General features: G+C 68.0%; 22 protein-coding genes. 14 read left to right on the forward strand and 8 right to left on the reverse strand.

Translation table 11 applies throughout. The features are described 5' to 3' along the window. The first annotated feature begins 28 nt into the window (after positions 1 to 28). Entirely contained in the window at positions 29 to 610 is a 582-nt protein-coding gene (gene pth, locus ABRP18_RS05885) for an aminoacyl-tRNA hydrolase (protein WP_046748930.1), read from the forward strand. Between the two features lie 27 nt (positions 611 to 637). Here pth and ABRP18_RS05890 read toward each other — a convergent pair whose 3' ends face one another. Beyond that, a complete protein-coding gene (locus ABRP18_RS05890; RefSeq protein ID WP_218867767.1) occupies positions 638 to 1,330 on the reverse strand; it encodes a hypothetical protein in 693 nt (230 codons plus the stop codon). Between the two features lie 22 nt (positions 1,331 to 1,352). Next, positions 1,353 to 2,357 carry a tryptophan--tRNA ligase gene (gene trpS, locus ABRP18_RS05895; RefSeq protein WP_082108702.1) on the reverse strand — a complete coding sequence of 335 codons (1,005 nt, stop codon included), beginning with the start codon at positions 2,355 to 2,357 and terminating at the stop codon, positions 1,353 to 1,355. A gap of 45 nt (positions 2,358 to 2,402) precedes the next feature. On the opposite strand from trpS, the gene ABRP18_RS05900 reads away from it, so the two are divergent. From ABRP18_RS05900 to ABRP18_RS05910, 3 genes are read left to right on the forward strand one after another with little or no spacing between them, the layout of a single operon-like run. Beyond that, the gene (locus ABRP18_RS05900; protein WP_141370146.1) at positions 2,403 to 3,047 is read left to right on the forward strand and encodes an SRPBCC family protein; all 645 of its coding nucleotides are present in this window, start codon (positions 2,403 to 2,405) and stop codon (positions 3,045 to 3,047) included. After that, complete coding sequence (locus ABRP18_RS05905; RefSeq protein WP_113681699.1) at positions 3,044 to 3,727, forward strand: DUF4166 domain-containing protein; 684 nt, start codon at positions 3,044 to 3,046, stop codon at positions 3,725 to 3,727. The genes ABRP18_RS05900 and ABRP18_RS05905 overlap by 4 nt, the downstream gene beginning before the upstream one ends. Further along, positions 3,724 to 4,407, forward strand: a complete 684-nt coding sequence (locus ABRP18_RS05910) for a DUF4166 domain-containing protein (RefSeq protein WP_113681700.1) — start codon at positions 3,724 to 3,726, stop codon at positions 4,405 to 4,407. Before ABRP18_RS05905 ends, ABRP18_RS05910 begins: the two co-directional genes overlap by 4 nt. Here ABRP18_RS05910 and ABRP18_RS05915 read toward each other — a convergent pair. From ABRP18_RS05915 to sdhC, 6 genes are all read right to left on the reverse strand, one after another. Then, the gene (locus tag ABRP18_RS05915; protein ID WP_179516118.1) at positions 4,401 to 5,240 is read right to left on the reverse strand and encodes an exodeoxyribonuclease III; all 840 of its coding nucleotides are present in this window, start codon (positions 5,238 to 5,240) and stop codon (positions 4,401 to 4,403) included. The genes ABRP18_RS05910 and ABRP18_RS05915 overlap by 7 nt on opposite strands. 10 nt (positions 5,241 to 5,250) lie before the next feature. Beyond that, entirely contained in the window at positions 5,251 to 6,459 is a 1,209-nt protein-coding gene (locus ABRP18_RS05920) for a YihY/virulence factor BrkB family protein (RefSeq protein WP_058631792.1), read from the reverse strand. 151 nt (positions 6,460 to 6,610) lie between these two features. After that, positions 6,611 to 7,378 carry a succinate dehydrogenase iron-sulfur subunit gene (locus tag ABRP18_RS05925; RefSeq protein WP_058631793.1) on the reverse strand — a complete coding sequence of 256 codons (768 nt, stop codon included), beginning with the start codon at positions 7,376 to 7,378 and terminating at the stop codon, positions 6,611 to 6,613. 2 nt (positions 7,379 to 7,380) lie between these two features. Beyond that, on the reverse strand, positions 7,381 to 9,207 hold the full coding sequence (gene sdhA / locus ABRP18_RS05930) for a succinate dehydrogenase flavoprotein subunit (protein WP_046748937.1): 1,827 nt from the start codon (positions 9,205 to 9,207) through the stop codon (positions 7,381 to 7,383). Positions 9,208 to 9,224: 17 nt separating this feature from the next. Further along, on the reverse strand, positions 9,225 to 9,674 hold the full coding sequence (locus ABRP18_RS05935; protein WP_046748938.1) for a succinate dehydrogenase hydrophobic membrane anchor subunit: 450 nt from the start codon (positions 9,672 to 9,674) through the stop codon (positions 9,225 to 9,227). After that, positions 9,674 to 10,108 carry a succinate dehydrogenase, cytochrome b556 subunit gene (gene sdhC, locus ABRP18_RS05940; RefSeq protein WP_072591539.1) on the reverse strand — a complete coding sequence of 145 codons (435 nt, stop codon included), beginning with the start codon at positions 10,106 to 10,108 and terminating at the stop codon, positions 9,674 to 9,676. The genes ABRP18_RS05935 and sdhC overlap by 1 nt, the downstream gene beginning before the upstream one ends. 151 nt (positions 10,109 to 10,259) lie before the next feature. Between sdhC and ABRP18_RS05945 the strand changes: the two genes are divergently transcribed. The 10 genes from ABRP18_RS05945 (at position 10,260) to ABRP18_RS05990 (ending at position 21,837) form a co-directional block, all read left to right on the forward strand. Then, positions 10,260 to 11,375 carry a mannose-1-phosphate guanylyltransferase gene (locus ABRP18_RS05945; RefSeq protein ID WP_113681701.1) on the forward strand — a complete coding sequence of 372 codons (1,116 nt, stop codon included), beginning with the start codon at positions 10,260 to 10,262 and terminating at the stop codon, positions 11,373 to 11,375. Positions 11,376 to 11,535: 160 nt separating this feature from the next. Then, positions 11,536 to 12,657 (forward strand): BMP family protein, encoded by a 1,122-nt coding sequence (locus ABRP18_RS05950; protein WP_058631796.1) that lies wholly within the window; start codon positions 11,536 to 11,538, stop codon positions 12,655 to 12,657. 131 nt (positions 12,658 to 12,788) lie between these two features. Next, the gene (locus ABRP18_RS05955; protein ID WP_046748941.1) at positions 12,789 to 14,303 is read left to right on the forward strand and encodes an ABC transporter ATP-binding protein; all 1,515 of its coding nucleotides are present in this window, start codon (positions 12,789 to 12,791) and stop codon (positions 14,301 to 14,303) included. Then, entirely contained in the window at positions 14,300 to 15,619 is a 1,320-nt protein-coding gene (locus ABRP18_RS05960; protein ID WP_046748942.1) for an ABC transporter permease, read from the forward strand. The genes ABRP18_RS05955 and ABRP18_RS05960 overlap by 4 nt, the downstream gene beginning before the upstream one ends. Continuing rightward, entirely contained in the window at positions 15,619 to 16,902 is a 1,284-nt protein-coding gene (locus ABRP18_RS05965) for an ABC transporter permease (protein WP_371861866.1), read from the forward strand. Before ABRP18_RS05960 ends, ABRP18_RS05965 begins: the two co-directional genes overlap by 1 nt. Positions 16,903 to 16,929: 27 nt before the next feature. Further along, positions 16,930 to 17,328, forward strand: coding sequence for a cytidine deaminase (locus ABRP18_RS05970; protein ID WP_349885713.1), 399 nt, complete (start codon positions 16,930 to 16,932; stop codon positions 17,326 to 17,328). Then, positions 17,325 to 18,638, forward strand: coding sequence for a thymidine phosphorylase (locus tag ABRP18_RS05975; protein WP_046748944.1), 1,314 nt, complete (start codon positions 17,325 to 17,327; stop codon positions 18,636 to 18,638). Before ABRP18_RS05970 ends, ABRP18_RS05975 begins: the two co-directional genes overlap by 4 nt. Before the next feature lie 50 nt (positions 18,639 to 18,688). Continuing rightward, positions 18,689 to 19,804 (forward strand): adenosine deaminase, encoded by a 1,116-nt coding sequence (locus tag ABRP18_RS05980; RefSeq protein ID WP_046748945.1) that lies wholly within the window; start codon positions 18,689 to 18,691, stop codon positions 19,802 to 19,804. Between the two features lie 2 nt (positions 19,805 to 19,806). Further along, positions 19,807 to 20,916 (forward strand): polysaccharide deacetylase family protein, encoded by a 1,110-nt coding sequence (locus ABRP18_RS05985; RefSeq protein ID WP_193762539.1) that lies wholly within the window; start codon positions 19,807 to 19,809, stop codon positions 20,914 to 20,916. Positions 20,917 to 20,943: 27 nt separating this feature from the next. Then, complete coding sequence (locus ABRP18_RS05990) at positions 20,944 to 21,837, forward strand: PfkB family carbohydrate kinase (protein ID WP_349885714.1); 894 nt, start codon at positions 20,944 to 20,946, stop codon at positions 21,835 to 21,837. The last annotated feature ends 3 nt before the right edge of the window (positions 21,838 to 21,840 follow it).

Genomic DNA, 21,840 nt, shown 5'->3' on the forward strand with positions numbered 1-21,840 from the left:
CAGCCCCGGACAGGGAGAGGACGAGGACATGCCATCGACCTGGCTCGTGGTGGGGCTCGGCAACCCCGGCCCGCGGTATGAGAGCACTCGGCACAACATCGGACAGATGGTCGTCGATGAGCTCGCCTCGCGGCGTTCCGAGGCGTTCCGCGAGCACAAGGGGGGAGCGCGCGTCGTCGAGACCTGGCTGCGCCCTGGCGCGGACAAGCTGGTGCTCGCCAAGCCCAACACGTTCATGAACGTCTCGGGCACGCCGGTGGCGGCTCTGGCGCGGTTCTACTCGGTCCCCACCGAGCAGGTGGTCGTCGTGCACGACGAGCTCGACATCCCGTTCGACACCGTCAAGCTCAAGACGGGCGGCGGGCACGGAGGGCACAACGGTGTGCGCGACGTCGCCAGAGCGCTGGGCACGGCGGATTTCCCGCGCGTGCGAGTCGGCATCGGTCGTCCGATCGGGCGTCAGGATCCTGCGGACTGGGTGCTGGCACCCTTCGGCAAGGAAGAGCGGCCGAACCTGCCGATCCTCGTCTCGGATGCCGCCGATGCGGTCGAGCTGCTGGTCGACGAAGGACTCCTGGCGGCGCAGCAGAAACACCACGCGCCGCGCTGACGCGGCAGCTGCTTACCGGCCGTGCGGTCAGGCCGAGAAGTTCGACATCCCCGCAGCGGCGCCGGTCGTGAGAGCCACCACCAGTGCGATGAAGAAGATCACCGACGCCAGGACCGCCACCACGAGAGCGGCGATTCCTGCACCCCGGCCACGCTTCTTGGCGATCGCGATGATGCCGAGGACGATCGCGGCGACGCCGACGAGGGTCCCGAGCCAGAACGAGAGCTCCGCCCAGAGCACCTGATCCCGGACCGGGGTCAGCACCCGGAGGTCATCGGCGGTGACCGATGCGCCGTTGGGCAGATACCGACCGATCTCGAACGCGCTGACGCTGACGACGATCGCCGGCACGACCGCCGCGACGAGAGCGAAGACCAGGGCGAGCGTCCCGAAGAGCCGCGAGGACGAGGGAGCCGGTGCGGTGGGCACCTGGTAGGCGCCGGAGGGAGCCGTGTAGCCGCCGACGGGCACCTGGTAGGCGCCGGGAGGGGCTGCGGGGTAGCCGGGGGCCGGGGCCGCGGGGTAGCCGGCCGGTGCTGCCGGGGGATACGCGGGAGCCGCGGGAGGATACGTCGAAGCCGCCGGAGGATATGCGGGTGCGGCCGGCGGCGGGAACGCGCCGGCCGGGAAGCCCGTTGCCGGAGGCGCCGGCACCGCGGGCGGCGCAGGCGGATCGGAGGGCACGGCGCCGGACGGGGGAGGCAGCTGCGGATCGGTCACGACCCCCATCCTAAGGCGAGCGTCAGACGCGCCGGAGCAGACCCACCCGGTCGTACACGTTCGAGAGCGTCTCGTCGGCGACGGCGTCGGCGCGTGCGGCGTTCTCGGCGAGGATGCGGTCGAGCTCCGCGGGGTCGTCGAGCAGCTCCAGAGCGCGCGCGCGCACCGGCTCGAACTCGTTCACGACGACCTCGGCGAGACCCTTCTTGAAATCGCCGTAGCCACGACCGGCGTACTCGTCCTCGATCGCCGGGATCTGGCGTCCGGTCAGCGCCGCGTAGATGGTCAGCAGATTCGAGACACCGGGCTTGTTCTCGCGGTCGAAGCGCACCGAGCCCTCGTTGTCGGTCACCGCGCGCATGACCTTCTTCGCCGACTTCGCCGGGTCGTCGAGCATCCACAGCACGCCGGCGTCGCTCTCGGCCGACTTCGACATCTTGGACGTCGGGTTCTGCAGGTCGTAGATGCGCGCCGTCTCCTTCTGGATGACCGGCATCGGAACGGTGAAGGTCTCTCCGAACCGCGAGTTGAAGCGCTCGGCGAGATCGCGCGTGAGCTCCACATGCTGCTTCTGGTCATCGCCGACCGGCACGACGTCGGTCTGGTAGAGCAGGATGTCGGCGGCCATGAGCACCGGATACGTGAACAGTCCCACGCTCGTCGAGTCGGCTCCGTAGCGCGACGACTTGTCCTTGAACTGCGTCATCCGCCCGGCCTCTCCGAAGCCGGTGATGGTGCTCAGGATCCACGCCAGCTCGGCATGCGCGCGCACATGGGACTGCACGTACAGGGTCGACAGCGACGGCTCGATGCCCGCGGCGATGTACTGCGCAGCGGTGCGGCGCGTCTTCTCGCGGAGCTCTGCCGGGTCCTGGGCCACCGTGATCGCGTGCAGGTCGACGACCGAGAAGTAGGCGTCGTAGGAGGTCTGCAGGTCCCGCCACTGGAGCAGCGCGCCGATGTAGTTGCCGATCTGGAGGGAGTCGGCGGAGGGCTGCATTCCGGAGTAAAGGCGAGGTCTCGTCACGGGATCAATCCTATGCGGTTCGTGCGGTGCCCCTACGATGGGCGCATGGCCTCCGCATCTCCCCGTCAACGGTCGCGGAAGGATCGGGCCCTCTACGTCGAGGTGCTGATCCGGGCTCCCCTGGACGAGGTGTGGCGGCTCACCCAGGACCCGGCTTCGCACGTGCGATGGGATGCGCGTTTCACGGACATCGCGCCGCAGCGCACCAGGGCGGACGGAGCACAGGAGTTCCGATACGAGCTCGATCTCCGGCTGCACACCATCCGCGGGACCGGCATCTCGCTGGCGACGAAGGAGAGCGCTGCGGGGGAGCGCACCTCCGCGTTGCTTTTCGATACCGAAGACGCGTTCTCGCCCCTGGGCACAGGGCGCGGATACTGGCGGTACGTGCCGACAGAGGACGGCGTGCGGTTCCTCACGGGCTACGACTACGCCCCAGGATGGGGCTGGATCGGACGAGCGCTCGATCCGCTCATCACCCGACGCTTCGTCTGGTGGCTGACCGCGAGGAGCTTCGACCGTCTCCGGCTGTGGGCAGAGGCGGGGATCCCGCCCGAGCAGACGAGTGGATGGAGGTCGTTGCGCCGAGGCCGACGTCCCCGTGCCCGCAATTGCCTCTCGCGCCCGCCCCGACATGGCGGACGCACCATCATGCAGGACGCGCCCGAGTCGCTCGAGGCCATCGGATGAGCGCGGGGCGGGGGATCTTCGAGCGTGCGCTGGGAGACGATTTCGCCCGGCTCCACCCCCAGCTGCAGCGACGATTCGGGGTCGGGGTGGATGCGGGATACGGCTGCATCGGACGCGGCGTGATGTCAGAGGTGCGTCGCGGACCGTGGTGGACGTTGCCTTTCCTGCTGGTCGGCACCTTCCGCAACATCCTGTTCCCCGAGCGCGGGAGCGAGGTGCCCTTCCGTATCGACAACCACGCGTATATCGACGACTTCGGGCGCGAGACCGTGACCTTCGTGCGGACCATGGATGTGCGGCCGGGGCGACGCCGCCGGTTCGACGCGACCATGATCTACAGCGACGCCCGCCGGAGGGTCGTCGACTACCTGGGCACCCATCAGCACCTCGCCGTCGACCTCGACCTGGAGGTGACCGACGACGGCGCACTCCTGCTCACCTCGGGCGCACAGCGCTTCTACGAGGGGCGGTTCGCCTTCCGGTTCCCGATGCTGTTCAGCGGTCGCGCCAGACTCCTCGAGCGCTACGACGATGAGCAGAAGCGGTACCTCATCGACCTGGAGATCCACAACGACGTCTTCGGGTTCCTGTTCGGCTACCGAGGCGCCTTCACGTGCGAGTTCGTCGAGGGGCCGGCACCGGCGACCGTGAAGCCCTACCGCGAGGAGGTGAGGGAGTGACCGCTCGCGGTGCGGCCTTCCTGGAGGCGCTGGGCGAGGAAGCCGAGCGGCTCCACCCCGAGATCCTCGCGCAGATGCGTGTCCACGCGGATCCGGGGCGACCGGACCTCGACAGCGCCGACGGCGTGTTCACCGTCGCCGGCAGCAGGTTCGGCCGGCTCTCCGTTCTCGCTCGCCCCGTCGTCGGGCCCGGTCTGCTCGTCACCCGGCTCGCGAGGCATGTGCCGTTCCGGATCGAGACCGCATCGGCACGCACATCCTCGGGCCGGGGCGTGCTCGCCACCGTCCGCGAGTTCCGCTTCCCCGGTGCGACGCAGTATGTCAGGGATCGGCTCTTCGCGACGGGGCATCCTGGGCTGGTCCAGAACGCACTGGGCGATCGAGGCCGGGTCGAGATGCTCGAGCATTGTTCGGTGACGTCCGACGGCGCGCTGCGGATGCGCACTCGTGCCGTCCGCCTGCGGTTCGGGCGGTTGCGCATCCCGCTGCGTGGACCTCTTCGCGTCGACGTCGATCTCGTCGACGGCTGGGACGAGGTCCACGGTCGTCGCACGATCGACATGCAGGCAGTGAGCCCCCTGGTGGGAACAGTGCTGGAGTATCGCGGCTGGTACCGCTACGCGCCCGGCAACGGCCACGCCGTCACGGATGGCGACGGCGTGGCCGGCTCCGATCAGTAGCGGTAGTCGACGACCACCGGCGCGTGGTCGCTCCAGCGCTGGTCGTAGGCGGCGGCGCGCGCGACGTGATAGGTCTCCACGCGCTCCGCAAGAGCGGGCGTCGCCAAGTGGTAGTCGATACGCCACCCGGAATCGTTGTCGAACGCCTGCCCACGCATCGACCACCAGGTGTAGGGGCCGTCGACCTCCCCGTGGAATGCCCGGCCGACGTCGATCCAGCCGAGGCCGGTGCCGACGGTGCCGTCGACACCCGAGACCTCCGTACCCGCCTCTCCGAGGAACCGGTCGAAGTAGGCGCGCTCGCGTGGCAGGAAGCCCGCCTTCTTGCGATTGCCGCGCCAGTTCTTGATGTCGAGCTCACGGTGGCCGACGTTGAGGTCACCGGTGACGAGCGCCAGCGCACCTTCGGTGTTGAGTTCGCCGAGACGGGTGCCGAAGGCGTCGAGGAACTTCCACTTCTCATCCTGCTTGGGCGTGTCGGCCTCTCCGGAGTGCACGTACGCGCTCACGACGGTGAGGGGGCGGTCGCCGATCAGGTAGTCGGCCTCGATCCAGCGGCCCTTGGAGTCGAAGTCGTCGGGGCCGAAATCGGTGCGCGAGGCGAGCGCGGGCGTGCGGCTGGCGATGGCGACGCCTGCCCGTCCCTTCGCGGTGGCCTCGTCGTGCACGAACGACCACCCGGGAAGCGCGGCCTCCAGATGCTCGTCCTGCCCGCGGACCTCCTGGAGCGTGAGGATGTCGACGCCCGCCTCGTCCAACCACGAGCTCATCCCGTTGCGAGCCGCCGCTCGGATTCCGTTGACATTGACCGAGGCGATACGCAGATGAGGCATGGTCCCCAGCCTAACGAGGGTCGCCGACATCCCGTCCGGAGCGGTGGTTCAACTCGGCCAGCAGGCGTCGAGCGAGCGGTGTGCTCATGTCCGCCGGCGGGGGAGGGGAGGCCTCGAGGTCGTGAAGTTCATCCTCCGCATCGCGCAATGCCCGTCCCGCGGCCCACGCCCGATACCAGGGCGCGTCGAGTCGGGCCGCACGGGCGTCACGTACGCGGATGCGGGCGGCGGTCAGGAGGGTCTGGTACTCGGCCACGCGGCGTTCCGCTTCGGTCTGCTCCAGGAGGGGTTGATCGCGATCCTGTGCGGCGACCGCGATCCAGGACGAGGCGACCAGCATGACCACGCCGTTGATGCGGAACCAGAGCAGGAGACCGATGAAGATGGCGAACGTGGCGAGCAGCGGGTTGGAGGGCGTGTAGCTGAGGAGGAAGCCGGCACCGAACTGCAGGATCGTCATCGCTCCACCGCCCAGGAGAGCGCCGGGCCAGATCGTCCCCCAGTGCAGGGAGGTGCCGGTGAGGAAGCGGACCATCGCCGCCAGCGCGCCCGACATCAGCGCGAATGACACGATGACCGCGCCGATGCGGATCAGGATGACGCCGTTGGAACCGGAGTCCCAGCCCAGGAGGCCGAGGAGCCAGCTCAGGACGGCGGCGCTCGCGGAGCTGAGGATCGATCCGGCCACCAGCGAGGCACCGAAGATCACGGCGGCGAGGAGATCGCGCGCCTTCAGGATCACGTAGCTGCGGCGATCGGGCGGCAGACCGAAGATGTCTCTGGTCGCGCGCCGCGAGAAGGTGACCCAGCCGATCGCCGTCCAGATCACGGTGCCCAGGGCGATCAGACCGGTGATGCTCAGCACACCGGTCGTGCTCGAGGCGATCTCCTGCACCTGCTCCGGTGTGATCACCCCGCCCTCGGGCTGGATGAGGTTCGGTATGTAGCTGTTGATCATCGCGATCAGACCGTTCACCGCGTCTTCACTGCCACCGAGCCAGAGACCAGCGATCGCGAAGGCGAGGTAGATGGCCGCGAAGATCGCGAACAGCGCCTGGTAGCTCACGCCCGCGGCGAGGAGGAACCCGTTGTGCTGGAGGAAGTGCCGCCACACGCGAACGGGGAACAGCCCGAGAGTGCGCTGAGTGAGCGCTGAGGCGCGTTCGACAGCGGCATCGAGACGACCGGACTCGGTCGTGGAGCCATCGGGATCAGCCACGGTCCCACCTTATCCAAGCGTCGTGTTCATCCCCGCCTCCGCCATCTCCACATGCGCCGTCTCAGGCAGAAACGCGAGAACAGGCGGCTCCGGAACGGAACCGCCTGTCCTCGCGTGATCGCCTGATACGGCTCGTGCAGGCGAAGCCCGGTCAGGGGCGGCCGCGCAGGACAGCCTGCTTGACCTCGGCGATGGCCTTGGTGACCTCGATGCCGCGGGGGCACGCCTCGGAGCAGTTGAAGGTCGTGCGGCAGCGCCAGACGCCTTCCTTGTCGTTGAGGATGTCGAGACGCACGGCGGCGTTGTCGTCGCGCGAGTCGAAGATGAAGCGGTGTGCGTTGACGATCGCCGCCGGGCCGAAGTACTGCCCGTCGGTCCAGAACACGGGGCACGACGAGGTGCACGCGGCGCACAGGATGCACTTGGTGGTGTCGTCGAAGATCTCGCGGTCGGCGATGGACTGCGTGCGCTCCTTGCCCTTCTCCGGAACGGAGTTCGCGACGAGGAACGGCTGCACCTCGCGGTACGAGGCGAAGAACGGCTCCATGTCGACGACGAGGTCCTTCTCCAGCGGCAGACCCTTGATGGCCTCGACGTAGATCGGCTTCGAGATGTCGAGGTCCTTGATCAGCGTCTTGCAGGCCAGACGGTTGCGTCCGTTGATGCGCATGGCGTCGGAGCCGCAGATGCCGTGGGCACAGGAGCGGCGGAAGGTCAGCGAGCCGTCGACCTCCCACTTGATCTTGTGCAGGGCGTCCAGCACGCGGTCGGTGGAGTAGAGCTCCACGTCGTAGTCGACCCAGTGCGGCTCGGAGTCGACCTCGGGGTTGAACCGGCGGATGTTGAAGGTGACGATGAAGGACTGGATGCCGGTCTCTTCGGTGGTGTCGGCAGGTGCCTCTGCGATGGCGGTCGACATGCTCAGTACTTCCTCTCCATCGGCGGGTAGTTGAACTCGCCCTGCTCGTTCTTCGTGAAGACGACGGGCTTCCAGTCGAGCTTGATGTGATCGCTCGGCGTGGACGAGTGCGGGTCGCCGGTCAGGTAGGCCATGGTGTGCTTCATGTACTTCTCGTCGTCGCGCGTCGGGAAGTCGTCGCGCATGTGTCCGCCGCGGCTCTCCTGGCGGTTCTGCGCGGCGTAGACCACGACCTCGGCGATGTCGAGCAGGAAGCCCAGCTCGACGGCCTCGAGCAGATCGGTGTTGAACCGCTTGCCCTTGTCGTCGACGTGGACGTTGAGGTAGCGATCGCGCAGTTCCTTGATGACGCCGAGCACGTGCTCGAGCGACTCGTGCGTGCGGAACACCTGCGCGCCCTTGTCCATCTCGTCCTGCAGCGTCTTGCGCAGCACCGCGATGCGTTCGGTGCCCTGGTTGTTGCGCAGACCCTCGATCATGCCGGACACGAAACCGGCCGGGTCCTCCGGCAGCGGCACGAACTCGGCGGTCTTCACATACTCGACGGCCTTGCGACCCGCGCGCTTGCCGAACACATTGATGTCGAGCAGCGAGTTGGTGCCGAGGCGGTTGGCGCCGTGCACCGAGACGCAGGCACATTCGCCGGCGGCGTACAGGCCGGGCACGACGGTGTCGTTGTCGGCGAGTACTTCGGCGTCGTTGTTCGTCGGGATGCCGCCCATCGCGTAGTGCGCGGTCGGCATCACGGGGACCGGCTCGACGACGGGGTCGACGCCCAGGTAGGTGCGGGCGAACTCGGTGATGTCCGGCAGCTTGGTCTCGAGCACCTCGGCACCGAGGTGCGTGCAGTCCAGCAGCACGTAGTCCTTGTGGGGACCGGCGCCGCGGCCCTCCGCGACCTCCTGGACCATGCAGCGCGCGACGATGTCACGTGGGGCGAGGTCCTTGATCGTCGGGGCGTAGCGCTCCATGAAGCGCTCGCCCGAGGCGTTGCGGAGGATGGCGCCTTCTCCTCGCGCTCCCTCGGTGAGGAGGATGCCGAGTCCGGCGAGGCCGGTCGGATGGAACTGGAAGAACTCCAGGTCCTCGAGCGGGAGGCCCTTGCGCCATACGATGCCGACGCCGTCGCCCGTGAGGGTGTGCGCGTTCGAGGTGGTCTTGAAGATCTTGCCGAAGCCGCCGGTCGCGAAGATCACGGCCTTGGCCTGGAAGACGTGCAGCTCGCCCGTGGCGAGGTCGTAGGCGACGACACCGGAGACCTGCGTCTTGCCGTCGGCGTCCTTCACCGTGAGGAGGTCGAGCACGTAGAACTCGTTGAAGAAGTTAATGCCGAGCTTCACGCAGTTCTGGAACAGCGTCTGCAGGATCATGTGGCCGGTGCGGTCGGCGGCGTAGCACGCGCGGCGGACCGGGGTCTTGCCGTGCTCGGCCGTATGACCGCCGAAACGGCGCTGGTCGATCTTGCCCTCGGGGGTGCGGTTGAAGGGGAGGCCCATGTTCTCGAGGTCGATGACCGCGTCGATGGCCTCCTTCGCGAGGATCTCGGCTGCGTCCTGGTCGACGAGGTAGTCGCCGCCCTTGACGGTGTCGAAGGTGTGCCACTCCCAGGAGTCCTCCTCGACGTTCGCGAGGGCCGCCGCCATGCCGCCCTGCGCCGCACCGGTGTGCGATCGCGTCGGGTAGAGCTTGGAGATCACGGCGGTCTTCGCGCCGGGGCCGGCCTCGATGGCGGCGCGCATGCCCGCCCCACCGGCTCCCACGATCACGATGTCGAACTGGTGGTAGTGCACGCCGTCTCGGACGACGGAATCCTGCGTCTCGGTAGTCACTTCTCGTATGCCTTCTTCTAGTTCCCGACGATCGCGGCGCATTCGGACCAGAGGACGCTGTCCTCGGTCACACCCAGGCACGGGTCGAACGTGAAGACCACGAGCGTGCCGAGGATGATGAGCAGGCCGGCGGCCAGCCCGAGCGCCCAGACCAGCGACTTGCGCGCCGTGCTGTTCGTCACGTAGTCGTTGACGATCGTGCGCATGCCGTTGGCGCCGTGGATGAGGGCGAGCCACAGCATGAGCACGTCCCACCACTGCCAGAACGGCGTGGCGAACTTGCCCGCGATGAACGCGAAGTCCAGTGCGTGGATGCCTTCGCCGACCATGAGGTTGACGAACAGGTGGCCGAAGATCAGCACGACGAGCACGACGCCCGAGACGCGCATGAAGATCCAGCCCCACTTCTCGAGGTTGACCCCGCGGCGGCGGCGGGCCGGAGCGGCGGCGACGGTCTGTGCGGACATCAGTGTCCCCCTCCGAATCCGGCGAACGCGAGCATCAGGTGGCGGGGCACGAACCCGGCCATGATGATGCCCCACACCAGCAGGACGCCCCAGAACAGCTGACGCTGGTACTTGGCGCCCTTCGACCAGAAGTCGACGGCGATGATACGCAGACCGTTCATCGCGTGGAACACGATGCCGGCCACGAGCACGACCTCGCCGAGGGCCATGATGGGGTTCTTGTACGTGCCGATGACGGCGTTGTACGCCTCCGGCGACACCCTGATCAGCGCCGTGTCGAGCACGTGCACCAACAGGAAGAAGAAGATGGCGACTCCGGTGATGCGGTGAAGCACCCACGACCACATGCCTTCGCGACCCCGATAGAGGGTGCCGCGGGGGGTCTTTGACGTGGTTTCCGAAATCGACGGTGTCAAGCGGGCGCTTGTGGACACGGTCGTCCTCCCTGGATCGATGTGAACCGGTCGCGTGCGCTCAGGCACGCCCGATCGGTGTCCATCCTATTCCTGTCAGATCACTGGGAGCGACGAAGGGGAGCCTAAGTGTCTCGATGTCGAGATGTTCCGTGGGGCTACCCTGGGCAGGGTGAGCGCACCAATCAAGGATTTCTACGCAGTGATTCCCGCAGGCGGCATCGGCAGCAGGCTCTGGCCGTTGTCCCGAGCCGACGCTCCGAAGTTCCTGCACGATCTGACCGGCTCGGGGCATTCGCTGCTGCGCGACACCTGGGATCGGCTCATCCCGCTCGCGGGGGAGGATCGGATCGCGGTGGTCACCGGGCGTGCGCACCGTGCCGCCGTCGAGGCCGAATTGCCCGGCATCCCGGATCTGAACGTCTTCCTGGAGTCGGAGCCGCGAGAGTCCGCGGCTGCGATCGGACTCGCCGCGGCGATCCTGCACCGCCGGAATCCCGACGTGGTGATCGGCTCGTTCAGTGCGGACCATGTGATCCGGGGAACGCGCGTGTTCGAGTTCGCCGTCCGCGACGCCGTCGAGGTCGCGCGGGAGGGGTACATCTGCACGATCGGCATCACCCCGACGGAGCCGGCGATCGGGTTCGGATACATCAAGATGGGCCCGGAGCTCGTGGTCGACGGTGCACGGGAGGCCGCTCTGGTGGCGAGCTTCGTCGAGAAGCCCGACCTCGAGACGGCGAAGGAGTACATCGCCGATCGCGGCTACCTCTGGAACGCCGGCATGTTCATCGCCAAGGCCAGCGTGCTGCTGGACGAGCTCGCTGCGAACGAACCGGAGCTGCACGCCGGTCTGCTCGAGCTCGCCGAGGCCTGGGACGATCGCGAACGTCGAGGGCCGGCTGTCGATCGGATCTGGCCGCGCCTGAAGAAGATCGCCATCGACTACGCGGTCGCCGAGCCCGCCGCGCGACGTGGACGCCTCGCCGTCGTCCCCGGTCACTTCGACTGGGACGATGTGGGTGACTTCGCCTCGCTCACCAAGCTCATCACCAACGGCCGCAAGAACGACCTCGCGGTGCTCGGGCCCAAGGCGCGCGTGCTCGCAGACGGCGCGAGCGGGATCCTGGTCAGTCAGACGACACGCGTCATCAGCCTGGTCGGGGTGCAGGACATCGTCGTGGTCGACACCCCTGACGCCCTGCTCGTCACCACGGTGCAGCACGCGCAGCGGGTCAAGGGCGTCGTCGAGTCGCTCAAGCTCACGGGACGCGGTGACGTGCTCTGACACGTGCTCCGATGAGCAGGTGCTCACGCTCATCGGCTGTCTTGATTTCAGCTTGGTAACCATTGGCGAGCACGTGCGGCGCCGGTGTGCACAAAAACCGAAACACTAGGTAACTTTGATCGATCCGCGATGGCCGCGGTTTCGTTGAGGGAGGCATCAGTTGACCATCTCCACCACCAAGAAGCTGCTCGGCGTCACCGTCGCCGCTGGCGTCGTCTTCGCACTCGCCGGTTGCGGCCAGGCACCGACCGACAAGCCCGCCGGCTCCGGCGAGCCGGTTGCCTCGGACTTCCTGCCCTGCCTCGTCTCCGACGCCGGCGGCTGGAACGACAAGTCGTTCAACCAGTCCGCCAAGGAGGGCATGGACAGCGCCGCCGAGGAGCTGGACATCAAGCCGCTCGAATTCGAGTCGGCCAATGACAACGACTACGCGCCGAACCTGGAGACCGCCGTCTCCGAGGGCTGCTCGCTGATCGTCTCCGTCGGCTTCAAGCTGTCGGCCGCAACGGTCGAGTCCGCGCTCGCGAACCCCGAGATCGACTACGCGATCATCGACGACTGGGCCGACAACGACTTCGACGGCAACGTCGACGCTCCGAACATCAAGCCGCTGGTCTTCGACACGGCTCAGGCCGCCTACCTCGGTGGCTACGCCGCCGCGGCATGGTCCGCGCAGAGCGGTGTGAACAAGGTCGGCACCTTCGGCGGAATGCAGATCCCGTCGGTCGCCGTGTTCATGGACGGCTACCAGCTCGGCGTCGAGAAGTACAACGAGGACAAGTCGGCCGCTGTCGAGGTCTTCGGTTGGGACGAGGCCACGCAGAAGGGCTCCTTCACCGGTGGCTTCGACGCGAACGACACCGCCAAGCAGACCGCGCAGGGCGTGCTCGACCAGGGCGTCGACGTGATCCTCCCCGTCGGCGGTCCCGTGTACCAGAGCGCCGCGGCCGCGATCGCGGACAGCGGCAAGGACACCCTGATGCTCGGTGTCGACAGCGACCTCGCCGTCGCCGACCCGCAGGTCGCCGACATCACGCTCGTCTCGATCATGAAGGCGATCGACGTGGCTGTGAAGGACGCGACCCTCGCCGCTGCGAAGGGCGAGTTCGACCCGGCTCCCTACGTGGGCACGCTCGAGAACGAGGGCGTGAAGCTCTCCGGCTTCGGCGACTTCGAGTCGCAGCTTCCCGACGGCCTGATGGACGAGCTCAAGACCCTGCAGGAGCAGATCGTCTCGGGTGACATCAAGGTGGAGTCCCCGAACTCCCCGACGGCCAAGTAGATCCGTCGCAGTTCCCGCACGGGGCGAGTGGTGAGCAGTACGCCACTCGCCCCGTGCCGTGGGCGGACGACGAATCCGTCCACGACTCCTCTGGATAATCTTCTGGATACTCTTCTGGATAAGGTGCAGATATGAAGCTCGAACTTCGCGGCATCACCAAGCGCTTCGGCACCCTCGTCGCCAACGATCACATCGATCTCGTTGTCGAACCGGGGGAGATCCATGCGCTGCTCGGTGAGAACGGCGCAGGCAAGTCCACCCTCATGAATGTGCTCTACGGCCTGTACCAGGCCGACGAGGGCGAGATCCTCCTCAACGATGAGGTGCAGCGCTTCCGCGGTCCCGGAGACGCGATGGCTGCGGGGATCGGCATGGTCCACCAGCACTTCATGCTCGTCCCCGTGTTCACGGTGGCGGAGAACGTGATGCTCGGTCACGAGCAGACCAAGGCCCTCGGCAGGCTCGACATCGCGAAGGCGCGAGAGCACGTGCGCTCGGTCGCCGCCCGCTTCGGCTTCGACATCGACCCGGACGCCCTCGTCGGCGACCTCCCCGTGGGCGTGCAGCAGCGTGTCGAGATCATCAAGGCGCTCTCCCGCGATGCCAAGGTGCTGGTGTTCGACGAGCCGACGGCCGTGCTCACCCCACAGGAGACCGACGAGCTGATGGGCATCATGCGTCAGCTGCGTGACGAGGGCACGGCGATCGTCTTCATCACCCACAAGCTTCGTGAGGTCCGCGAGGTCGCGGACAAGATCACCATCGTCCGCCTCGGCCGCGTCGTCGGCGAGGCTTCGCCGACGGCGACCAACGCCGAGCTCGCCTCTCTCATGGTGGGACGAGCCGTCGAGCTCACCGTGCACAAGGAACCGCCCCGCCTGGGCGAGGGCGGTTTCGAGGTCAAGAACCTCCGCGTGCTGACTCCCGCGGGCGCGATCGTCGTCGACGGTGTCGACTTCGCCGTCCGCCCAGGGGAGGTGCTCGCGATCGCCGGCGTCCAGGGCAACGGGCAGACCGAGCTCGTCGAGGCGATCGTCGGTCTCGCCGCCCGCGTCGAGGGCAGCATCGAACTGGATGGCAACGAGCTTGTCGGCAAGAGCGTGCGGGCGATCCTCGATGCCGGTGTCGGCTTCGTGCCGGAGGACCGCACCGAGGACGGCCTGGTCGCCGGGTTCTCGGTCGCGGAGAACCTGATCCTCGATCGTTCGGACGACCCCGCGTTCAGCCGGGCCGGGACCCTGCGCCGCGGGGTGCTCGACGAGTTCGCCCGCGCGCGCATCAAGGAGTACGACATCCGTACCCAGGGGCCGGAGACGCCGGCGGGCACGCTGTCCGGCGGAAACCAGCAGAAGGTCGTGATCGCCAGGGAGATGAGCCGAGAGCTTCGTCTTCTCGTCGCGGCACAGCCCACCCGTGGTGTCGACGTCGGCTCGATCGAGTTCATCCACAAGCGCATCATCGAGACGCGAGACGCCGGTGTGCCGGTGATCGTCGTCTCCACGGAGCTCGACGAGGTCGCAGCTCTCGCCGACCGGATCGCGGTCATGTACCGCGGCACGATCGTCGGCATCGTCCCCGGCGACACGCCTCGGGAGACGCTCGGACTCATGATGGCCGGAGCGGCCGAAGGGGAGGTGGCCGCGTGAGCGGAGCGACACCCGGCGCAGGAGACGTGACCAAGGGGATCCCGCCGCAGGAGCTCGCCACGAGCACCGGCACGGTTCCGCGCGACCCCAGCGATGTCCCCCCGCCTCCGCGCGGAAACGTGATCCTCAAGGAGATCCTCCGGGGGAGTGCCGTCACGACGATCCTCGCGATCGTCCTGGCCCTCATCGTCGGCGGCATCCTGATCGCCCTGACGAACGAAGACGTGCAGGCGGCCTCCGTCTACTTCTTCGCGCAGCCCGGCGACACCTTCGTCGCCGCCTGGAACGCGGTGTACAACGGGTACGAGGCGCTGTTCCGCGGGGCGATCTTCAACGCCCGCGGAGCCGACTTCGCCGCGCAGATCCGTCCCCTGACGAACACGCTCGGCTTCGCGGCACCGCTCATCGCGGCCGGTCTCGGCGTCGCACTCGCGTTCCGCGTCGGTCTGTTCAACATCGGTGCCCGCGGCCAGATGCTCATCGGTGTCGCCGTCGCGGCCCTGCTGACGTTCTCGCTCGACCTGCCGATCTGGCTGCACATCCCGGTCACGCTCATCGCGGGAATCGCGGGCGGTGCACTCTGGGGTGCGATCGCGGGGCTCATCAAGGCGCGCACCGGTGCGCACGAGGTGATCCTCACCATCATGCTCAACTACATCGCCTACTACCTCCTGCTGTGGATGATCCGCACCCCCGGACTCCTCCAGAAGCCGGGGACCAACCAGGCCCTGGGTTCCGCGACTCCGGAGAGCGCGCAGTTCCCGACCCTGCTCGGTCCGCAGTTCCCGCTGCTCGACCTCGGTTTCGTGATCGTGATCGTCGCCACGCTGTTCGTGTGGTGGCTCATCGAGCGCTCGTCCCTCGGCATGCGCATGCGCGCAGTGGGTGAGAACCCGCATGCGGCTCGTGCGGCGGGCATCAGCGTGCAGCGCATCTACGTCTACGCGATGCTCTTCGCCGGCGGTCTGGCCGGCCTCGCCGGCATGAACCAGATCCAGGGCGCCGTCACCACGGGTGTGACGGAGACCATCGACGCCGGCATCGGCTTCGACGCGATCACGGTCGCGCTCCTCGGACGCAGCCGCGCCTGGGGCACGTTCGCGGCCGGCATCCTGTTCGGTGCGCTCAAGGCGGGTTCGTTCTCGATGCAGGCGCAGAACATCCCGGTCGACATCGTGCTCGTCGTGCAGTCGCTCGTGGTGCTCTTCATCGCCGCGCCGCCGCTGCTGCGCACGGTGTTCTTCCTCCCGAAGACCGACATCGAGAAGGCGGCGAGGCTCAGAGCCAAGGCCGCGAAGAAGGCGGTGGCGGCATGATGTCCCTCGTGCAGACCCAGGCCGCGGACGGCACAGTGCAGCTCGCGACCGTCAAGGAACGGCACCTCAAGGCGCCGATCGTGCTCGCCGGAGCCACCGTGCTCCTGGCGCTGCTGTTCCTGCTCGTGCCGCGCGACGGCATCAGCACGTTCCGGCTCTCCGACCAGTCGTCGGCACTCGCCCTGCCCGACGTCGCCCTGCCGACCGCCTCGACCTTCTGGGTCGTCTTCGGCATCCTGGTGGTCCTGACCGTCGGAGCGTTCCTCCGCGCCTGGACCTATCGCAAGCCGTCGCTGTGGCTCGTGGTGGCCTACGGCGTGCTCGCCGTGTTCGCCTTCCTGGTCTGGGCTGCGGCAGGCGGGCTCGTCCCCGTCACCAGCCTGCTGTTCGGCGCGGTGTCGCTCTCGGTGCCGCTGGTGTTCGGCGCGCTGGGTGGTGTCATCGGCGAGCGTGCCGGTGTGGTCAACGTCGCGATCGAGGGCCAGCTGCTGCTGGGCGCCTTCTCCGCCGCGCTGCTCTCCAGCATCACCGGCAACCCGTTCGTCGGCCTTGTCGGCGCGATGATCGGCGGCGTCCTCGTGGCGAGCGTCCTCGCCGCGTTCGCGATCAAGTACCTCGTCGAGCAGGTCATCGTCGGTGTCGTGCTCAACGTGCTCGTCACCGGCCTCACCGGGTTCCTCTACGGCGCCCTGCTGGCCCCGAACGAGGCGACGCTGAACGCCCCGGTGCGGTTCCCGCGCTTCGAGATCCCGCTGCTCAGCGACATCCCCATCATCGGCCCCGTGCTCTTCAACCAGACGTTCATCGGGTACCTGATGTTCATCACCGTCGCGGTGGTGGCATGGGGCCTGTACCGCACGCGCTGGGGTCTGCGGCTGCGTGCCGTCGGCGAGCACCCGCAGGCGGCCGACACGGTGGGCATCAAGGTCAACCCGACGCGATTCTGGAACGTGCTGCTGGCCGGCGCGATCGCGGGCATGGGTGGTGCGTACTTCACACTCGTCTCGGTACCGCAGTTCGGCAAGGACATGACGGCGGGACTCGGCTTCATCGCCCTCGCCGCGGTGATCTTCGGCCGCTGGGATCCGATCCGTGCGACCCTCGCCGCCCTGCTGTTCGGCTTCGCCACCAACCTGCAGAACCTGCTGTCGATCCTGAAGACGCCGATCCCCGGCGAGTTCATGCTGATGCTGCCGTACGTCGTGACGCTGCTCGCGGTCGCCGGGTTCGCCGGCCAGATCAAGGCGCCTGCCGCCGACGGCAAGCCCTACATCAAGTCGTAGCCCTGCCGGGAAGAGAGAAGCATCGCAATGACGGACATCGACTGGGATGAACTGCGCCAGGTCGCGACCGAAGCCATGACCAAGGCCTACGCGCCCTACTCGCGCTATCGCGTGGGGGCTGCGGCCCTCGTGGGCGACGGTCGGATCGTGGCCGGCTGCAACGTCGAGAACGCCTCCTACGGTGTGACGCTGTGCGCGGAGTGCGCTCTGGTGGGCGACCTGCACATGTCGGGCGGCGGTCAGCTCGTCGCCTTCGTGTGCGTGAACAACGAGGGGCAGACGATCATGCCGTGCGGGCGCTGTCGCCAGCTGCTGTTCGAGCATGCGATGCCCGGGATGCTGCTGGAGACCGTCTCCGGCATCCGCACGATCGACGAGGTGCTGCCCGATGCGTTCGGGCCGCGCGACCTGGAGGAAGCACGATGACCGCTGGACAGGCTCAGGGAGCCATCGAACCGTTCGATGCGATCGATGTGATCCGCGCCAAGCGCGACGGCGGTGCGGTGCCCGAGCCCGCGCTGCGCTGGATGGTCGACGCCTACACGCGGGGCTACGTGTCGGACGCGCAGATGGCATCGTTCGCGATGGCGATCTTCCAGCGCGGCATGGAGCGCGACGAGATCCGGGTGCTGACGGATGCGATGATCGCGTCGGGGGAGCGGATGAGCTTCGCCTCGCTCGGCAAGCGCACCGTCGACAAGCACTCCACCGGTGGTGTCGGTGACAAGATCACGCTGCCGCTCGCGCCTCTGGTGGCATCCTTCGGTGTGGCGGTGCCGCAGCTGAGCGGTCGCGGTCTCGGACACACCGGCGGCACGCTCGACAAGCTCGAGTCGATCCCCGGCTGGCGCGCGGCTCTCAGCAACGAGGAGATGTTCGCGCAGATGCAGGGCGACGTGGGCGCTGTCATCTGCGCCGCCGGCTCCGGGCTCGCTCCCGCCGACAAGAAGCTCTACGCGCTCCGCGACGTCACCGGCACCGTGGAGGCGATCCCGCTGATCGCCTCCAGCATCATGTCGAAGAAGATCGCGGAGGGGACGGATGCCCTCGTGCTCGACGTGAAGTTCGGATCCGGTGCGTTCATGCAGGACATCGACCGCGCTCGCGAGCTGGCGCGCACGATGGTCGCCCTCGGCACCGACTCCGGCGTCGCGACGACCGCCCTGCTGACCGACATGAACGTCCCGCTCGGCCTCGCGATCGGAAACGCGAACGAGGTGCGGGAGTCGGTGGAGATCCTCGCCGGTGGCGGACCCTCCGACGTGCGGGAGCTGACCATCGCCCTGGCGCGCGAGATGCTGGCCCTCGCCGGACAGCCGGACGCCGACGTGGAGGCCGCGCTCGACGACGGGCGTGCCATGGACACCTGGAAGGCGATGATCCGCGCGCAGGACGGCGATCCGGATGCCGAGCTGCCGACGGCACGGGAGACGCACCAGGTGCTGGCACCGGCCGACGGCGTCGTCACGCGCATGGACGCCCTTCCGTTCGGCGTCGCCGCCTGGCGTCTCGGCGCGGGTCGCGCCAGGGCGCAGGATCCCGTGATCTTCGAAGCGGGAATCGATCTGCACGCGAAGCCCGGCGATCGCGTCGTCGCCGGTCAGCCGCTGTTCACCCTCTCCGCCGCAGACGATGCTCGTTTCGGCCGGGCGCTCGACGCGCTCGATGGCTCGTGGGAGATCGGGGACGAGGCGCCGGTCACCGGTCCCATCGTCCGCGAGCGCATCACCGCGTGACGTCGGACCGCTAGCCTGATCTGAGCACATCCGCGACCGAGAGGATCACCATGTCGATCGATGCGAACGGCGACGTCACGCTTCAGGGCGTCTCCCTGCGGAGCCTGCCCAAGGTGTCGCTGCACGACCACCTCGACGGTGCGGTACGGCCCGCCACGATCATCGAGCTCGCGGATGAGATCGGACTGGACGTTCCCGAGTCGAAGCCTGCTGCTCTGGGTTCGTGGTTCGCGAAGCAGAGCGACTCGGGTTCTCTGGTCGAGTACCTCAAGACGTTCGACCTCACCACCGCCGTGATGCAGACCCAGGAGGGGCTCACCCGCGTCGCGCGCGAGTTCGTGCAGGATCTCGCCGCCGACGGAGTGATCTACGGCGAGGTGCGCTGGGCACCAGAGCAGCATCTGGCTCGCGGTCTCACGCTCGAGCAGACCGTGGAAGCCGTGCAGCAGGGCATCGAAGAGGGAGAAGACCTCGCCGACCGCTCCGGACGCAGCATCCGGGTCGGGCAGCTCATCACCGCGATGCGCCACACCGACCGCGCCCTCGAGATCGCCGAGCTCGCGGTCGACTTCCGCGGTCGCGGTGCGGTGGGCTTCGACATCGCGGGACCGGAGGACGGATTCCCGCCGTCGAACCACCGCAAGGCGTTCGACTACCTCGCCGAGAACTTCTTCCCCGTCACCGTGCATGCGGGCGAGGCGGCCGGCCTGGCCTCGATCCGCTCGGCGCTGCTGGACGGGCGCGCCCTGCGCCTCGGCCACGGCGTGCGCATCGCGGAGGACCTCCAGGTCATCACGCAGGAGGGCGACGAGGTGCAGGTGCAGTTCGGCGACCTCGCTCGCTGGGTGCGCGACCGTGAGATCCCGCTCGAGCTCTCGCCGTCGTCGAACCTGCAGACCGGGGCGATCGCCGCGTGGGGCGACACGATGGTGGATCACCCGTTCGACCTGCTCTACCAGCTCGGGTTCGCGGTGACCGTGAACGTCGACAACCGCACCATGAGTGCCACGTCTCTCACACGGGAACTCGCCCGGCTGGTCGAGACGTTCGAGTACGACCTCGACGACCTCGAGACGTTCCAGTTCAATGCGGCTGCTGCGGCGTTCCTGCCCGTCGAGGAGCGCGAGGAGCTCGTGGAGATGATCGCCGAAGGCTTCGACGCCTGATCATGGCTTCCGGGGGGAAGAAACGGGCCGCACGAACCGCCGTCATCGTCGGCACCATCGCGGCGGCCGTCGTGGTCGGAGGAGGCATCGCCGCCTTCGCCTGGATGAACCGCACGCCGGAGAACACCGTTCCGAAGGCGCAGTCCACGACGATCGAGCATCCGCTGACTCCCGCGGAGCAGATCGTCGCCGATGCGGACGACCCGCGCGCCTGCGCTGTCACGTTCTCGGGCGAGGGTGCGCCCACCGATCCGATGCTGCAGTTCCAGGACGACCTCTACCAGGGACTGCCGATCCCGCAGCTCGACGGCAGGGTGTTCGCCGGCTGGTACTCGAGCGCTGCGGACGCCGGGGCGCTCACCGTCGCCGCGCGTGTGAACGGCGCAGACCCCGTGGTGTGCGCCGATCAACAGGTCGAGCTCTTCGCGGCATGGAGGACGCCGGAGGACAACGCGGCGGAGAACGTGCGAGTGCCCATCCTGATGTACCACCAGTTCACGGCGAACCCGGAGGGGGAGAAGGGCTGGTTGCGGGGCAACTACGCCTACATCGGCGACTTCGACGCGCAGATGAACCACATCGCGACGACGGGGTTCTACCTGCCGACGTGGGACGAGCTCAGCGCCTTCATCGACGGTCGGCTCTCGCTTCCCGCCAAGAGCGTGATCATCACCGATGACGACGCCGACCAGTCGTGGTTCGATCTTGCGGTGCCGGTCGTCGACAGGTACAAGCTGCTCAGCACGTCGTTCATGATCACGGCCTACCGGCAGGATCCCGCGCCCTCGATCTACGTGCAGCGTCGCTCGCACACGCACGACATGCACCAGGCCGGAGACAACGGCAAGGGCCGGATGGTCAACTGGACGGCCGATCAGATCGCGGCCGACCTCACCACGTCGGCCGGCGTGCTCGGCGTGGGGCAGGTCGTCGCGTATCCGTTCGGGCACTACAACGACACCACCAAGCAGGGAGTCGCCCAGGCCGGATTCGAGATGGGGCGCACCATCGAACCCGGATACGTGACGATCGGCACCGACAAGCTCGCTCTCCCCGTCGTGCGCATCGACTACGGCATGGGGCTCGACGCGCTGGTCTCGCGCATCGGCTGAGGGCGGAGCACGCGGCAGGATGGTGCCATGCCCTCCTCCTCAGAGTCCGCCTCCGTCGTCATCGTCGGGCCGGTGTCGTGGAACACGATCGTCGTGCTCGACCGGCTGCCGGAGCCGGTACCGCACATGCAGTTCGCCGAGAGCGCCTGGGAGACGGTCGGAGGCACGAGCGCGGGCAAGGCGCTCAGCCTGACCGCGCTGGGCAGGTCTGTCCGGCTCCACGCCACCGCCGGGGTGGACAGGGAGGGCGTACACGTCCGAGAGGCCCTACGTGCCGCGGGGGTGCCGGTGGAGTGGCATGACGGTGTCACGGAGCGGCATCTCAATCTGATGACGCGCGCGGGTGAGCGGGTCTCGCTCTACCTGGCCACGCCGGGGGAGACGACGGGTGAACACGACCGGCGTGCGCACGGGGAGATGGCGGCAGCCGACGCCGTCGTGCTCGACCTTGCGGCCGAACCCCTGCGCCTGCTGCCCCTGGCCCGGTCGACCGGTACGCCGATCTGGGTCGACGTGCATGACTACGACGGGTCGGCGGACTACCATCGGCCTTTCCTCGACGCCGTCGACGCGGTGTTCTGCAACGCCGACAGACTCGACGACCCGATCGGGTTCCTCCGATCACTCATCGCGGAGAGAACCCGTCTGGCCGTCTGCACCCTGGGCGCGGACGGTGCCGTCGCGGTCGACGAAGACGGCACCGTCCACCGGGTTCCTGCAGAATCCGTCGATGTCGTCGACACGAACGGGGCGGGAGATGCCTTCCTGGCTGGGGTGCTCGATGCGCGGCTCGACGGAGCCGACGTCCCTACCGCCCTCCGGGCGGGAGCCCGGTCAGCGGCGACGGCGCTGCGAACGCGACACCTGCATCCGTTGCTCGACTCCGTGCTCGACCTCGGGTTCGAGCCTGTGGGGGAGTGAGGC

It is taken from the genome of Microbacterium sp. WHRI 7836, from assembly GCF_040223885.2.
Classification (GTDB): Bacteria; Actinomycetota; Actinomycetes; order Actinomycetales; family Microbacteriaceae; genus Microbacterium; species Microbacterium oxydans.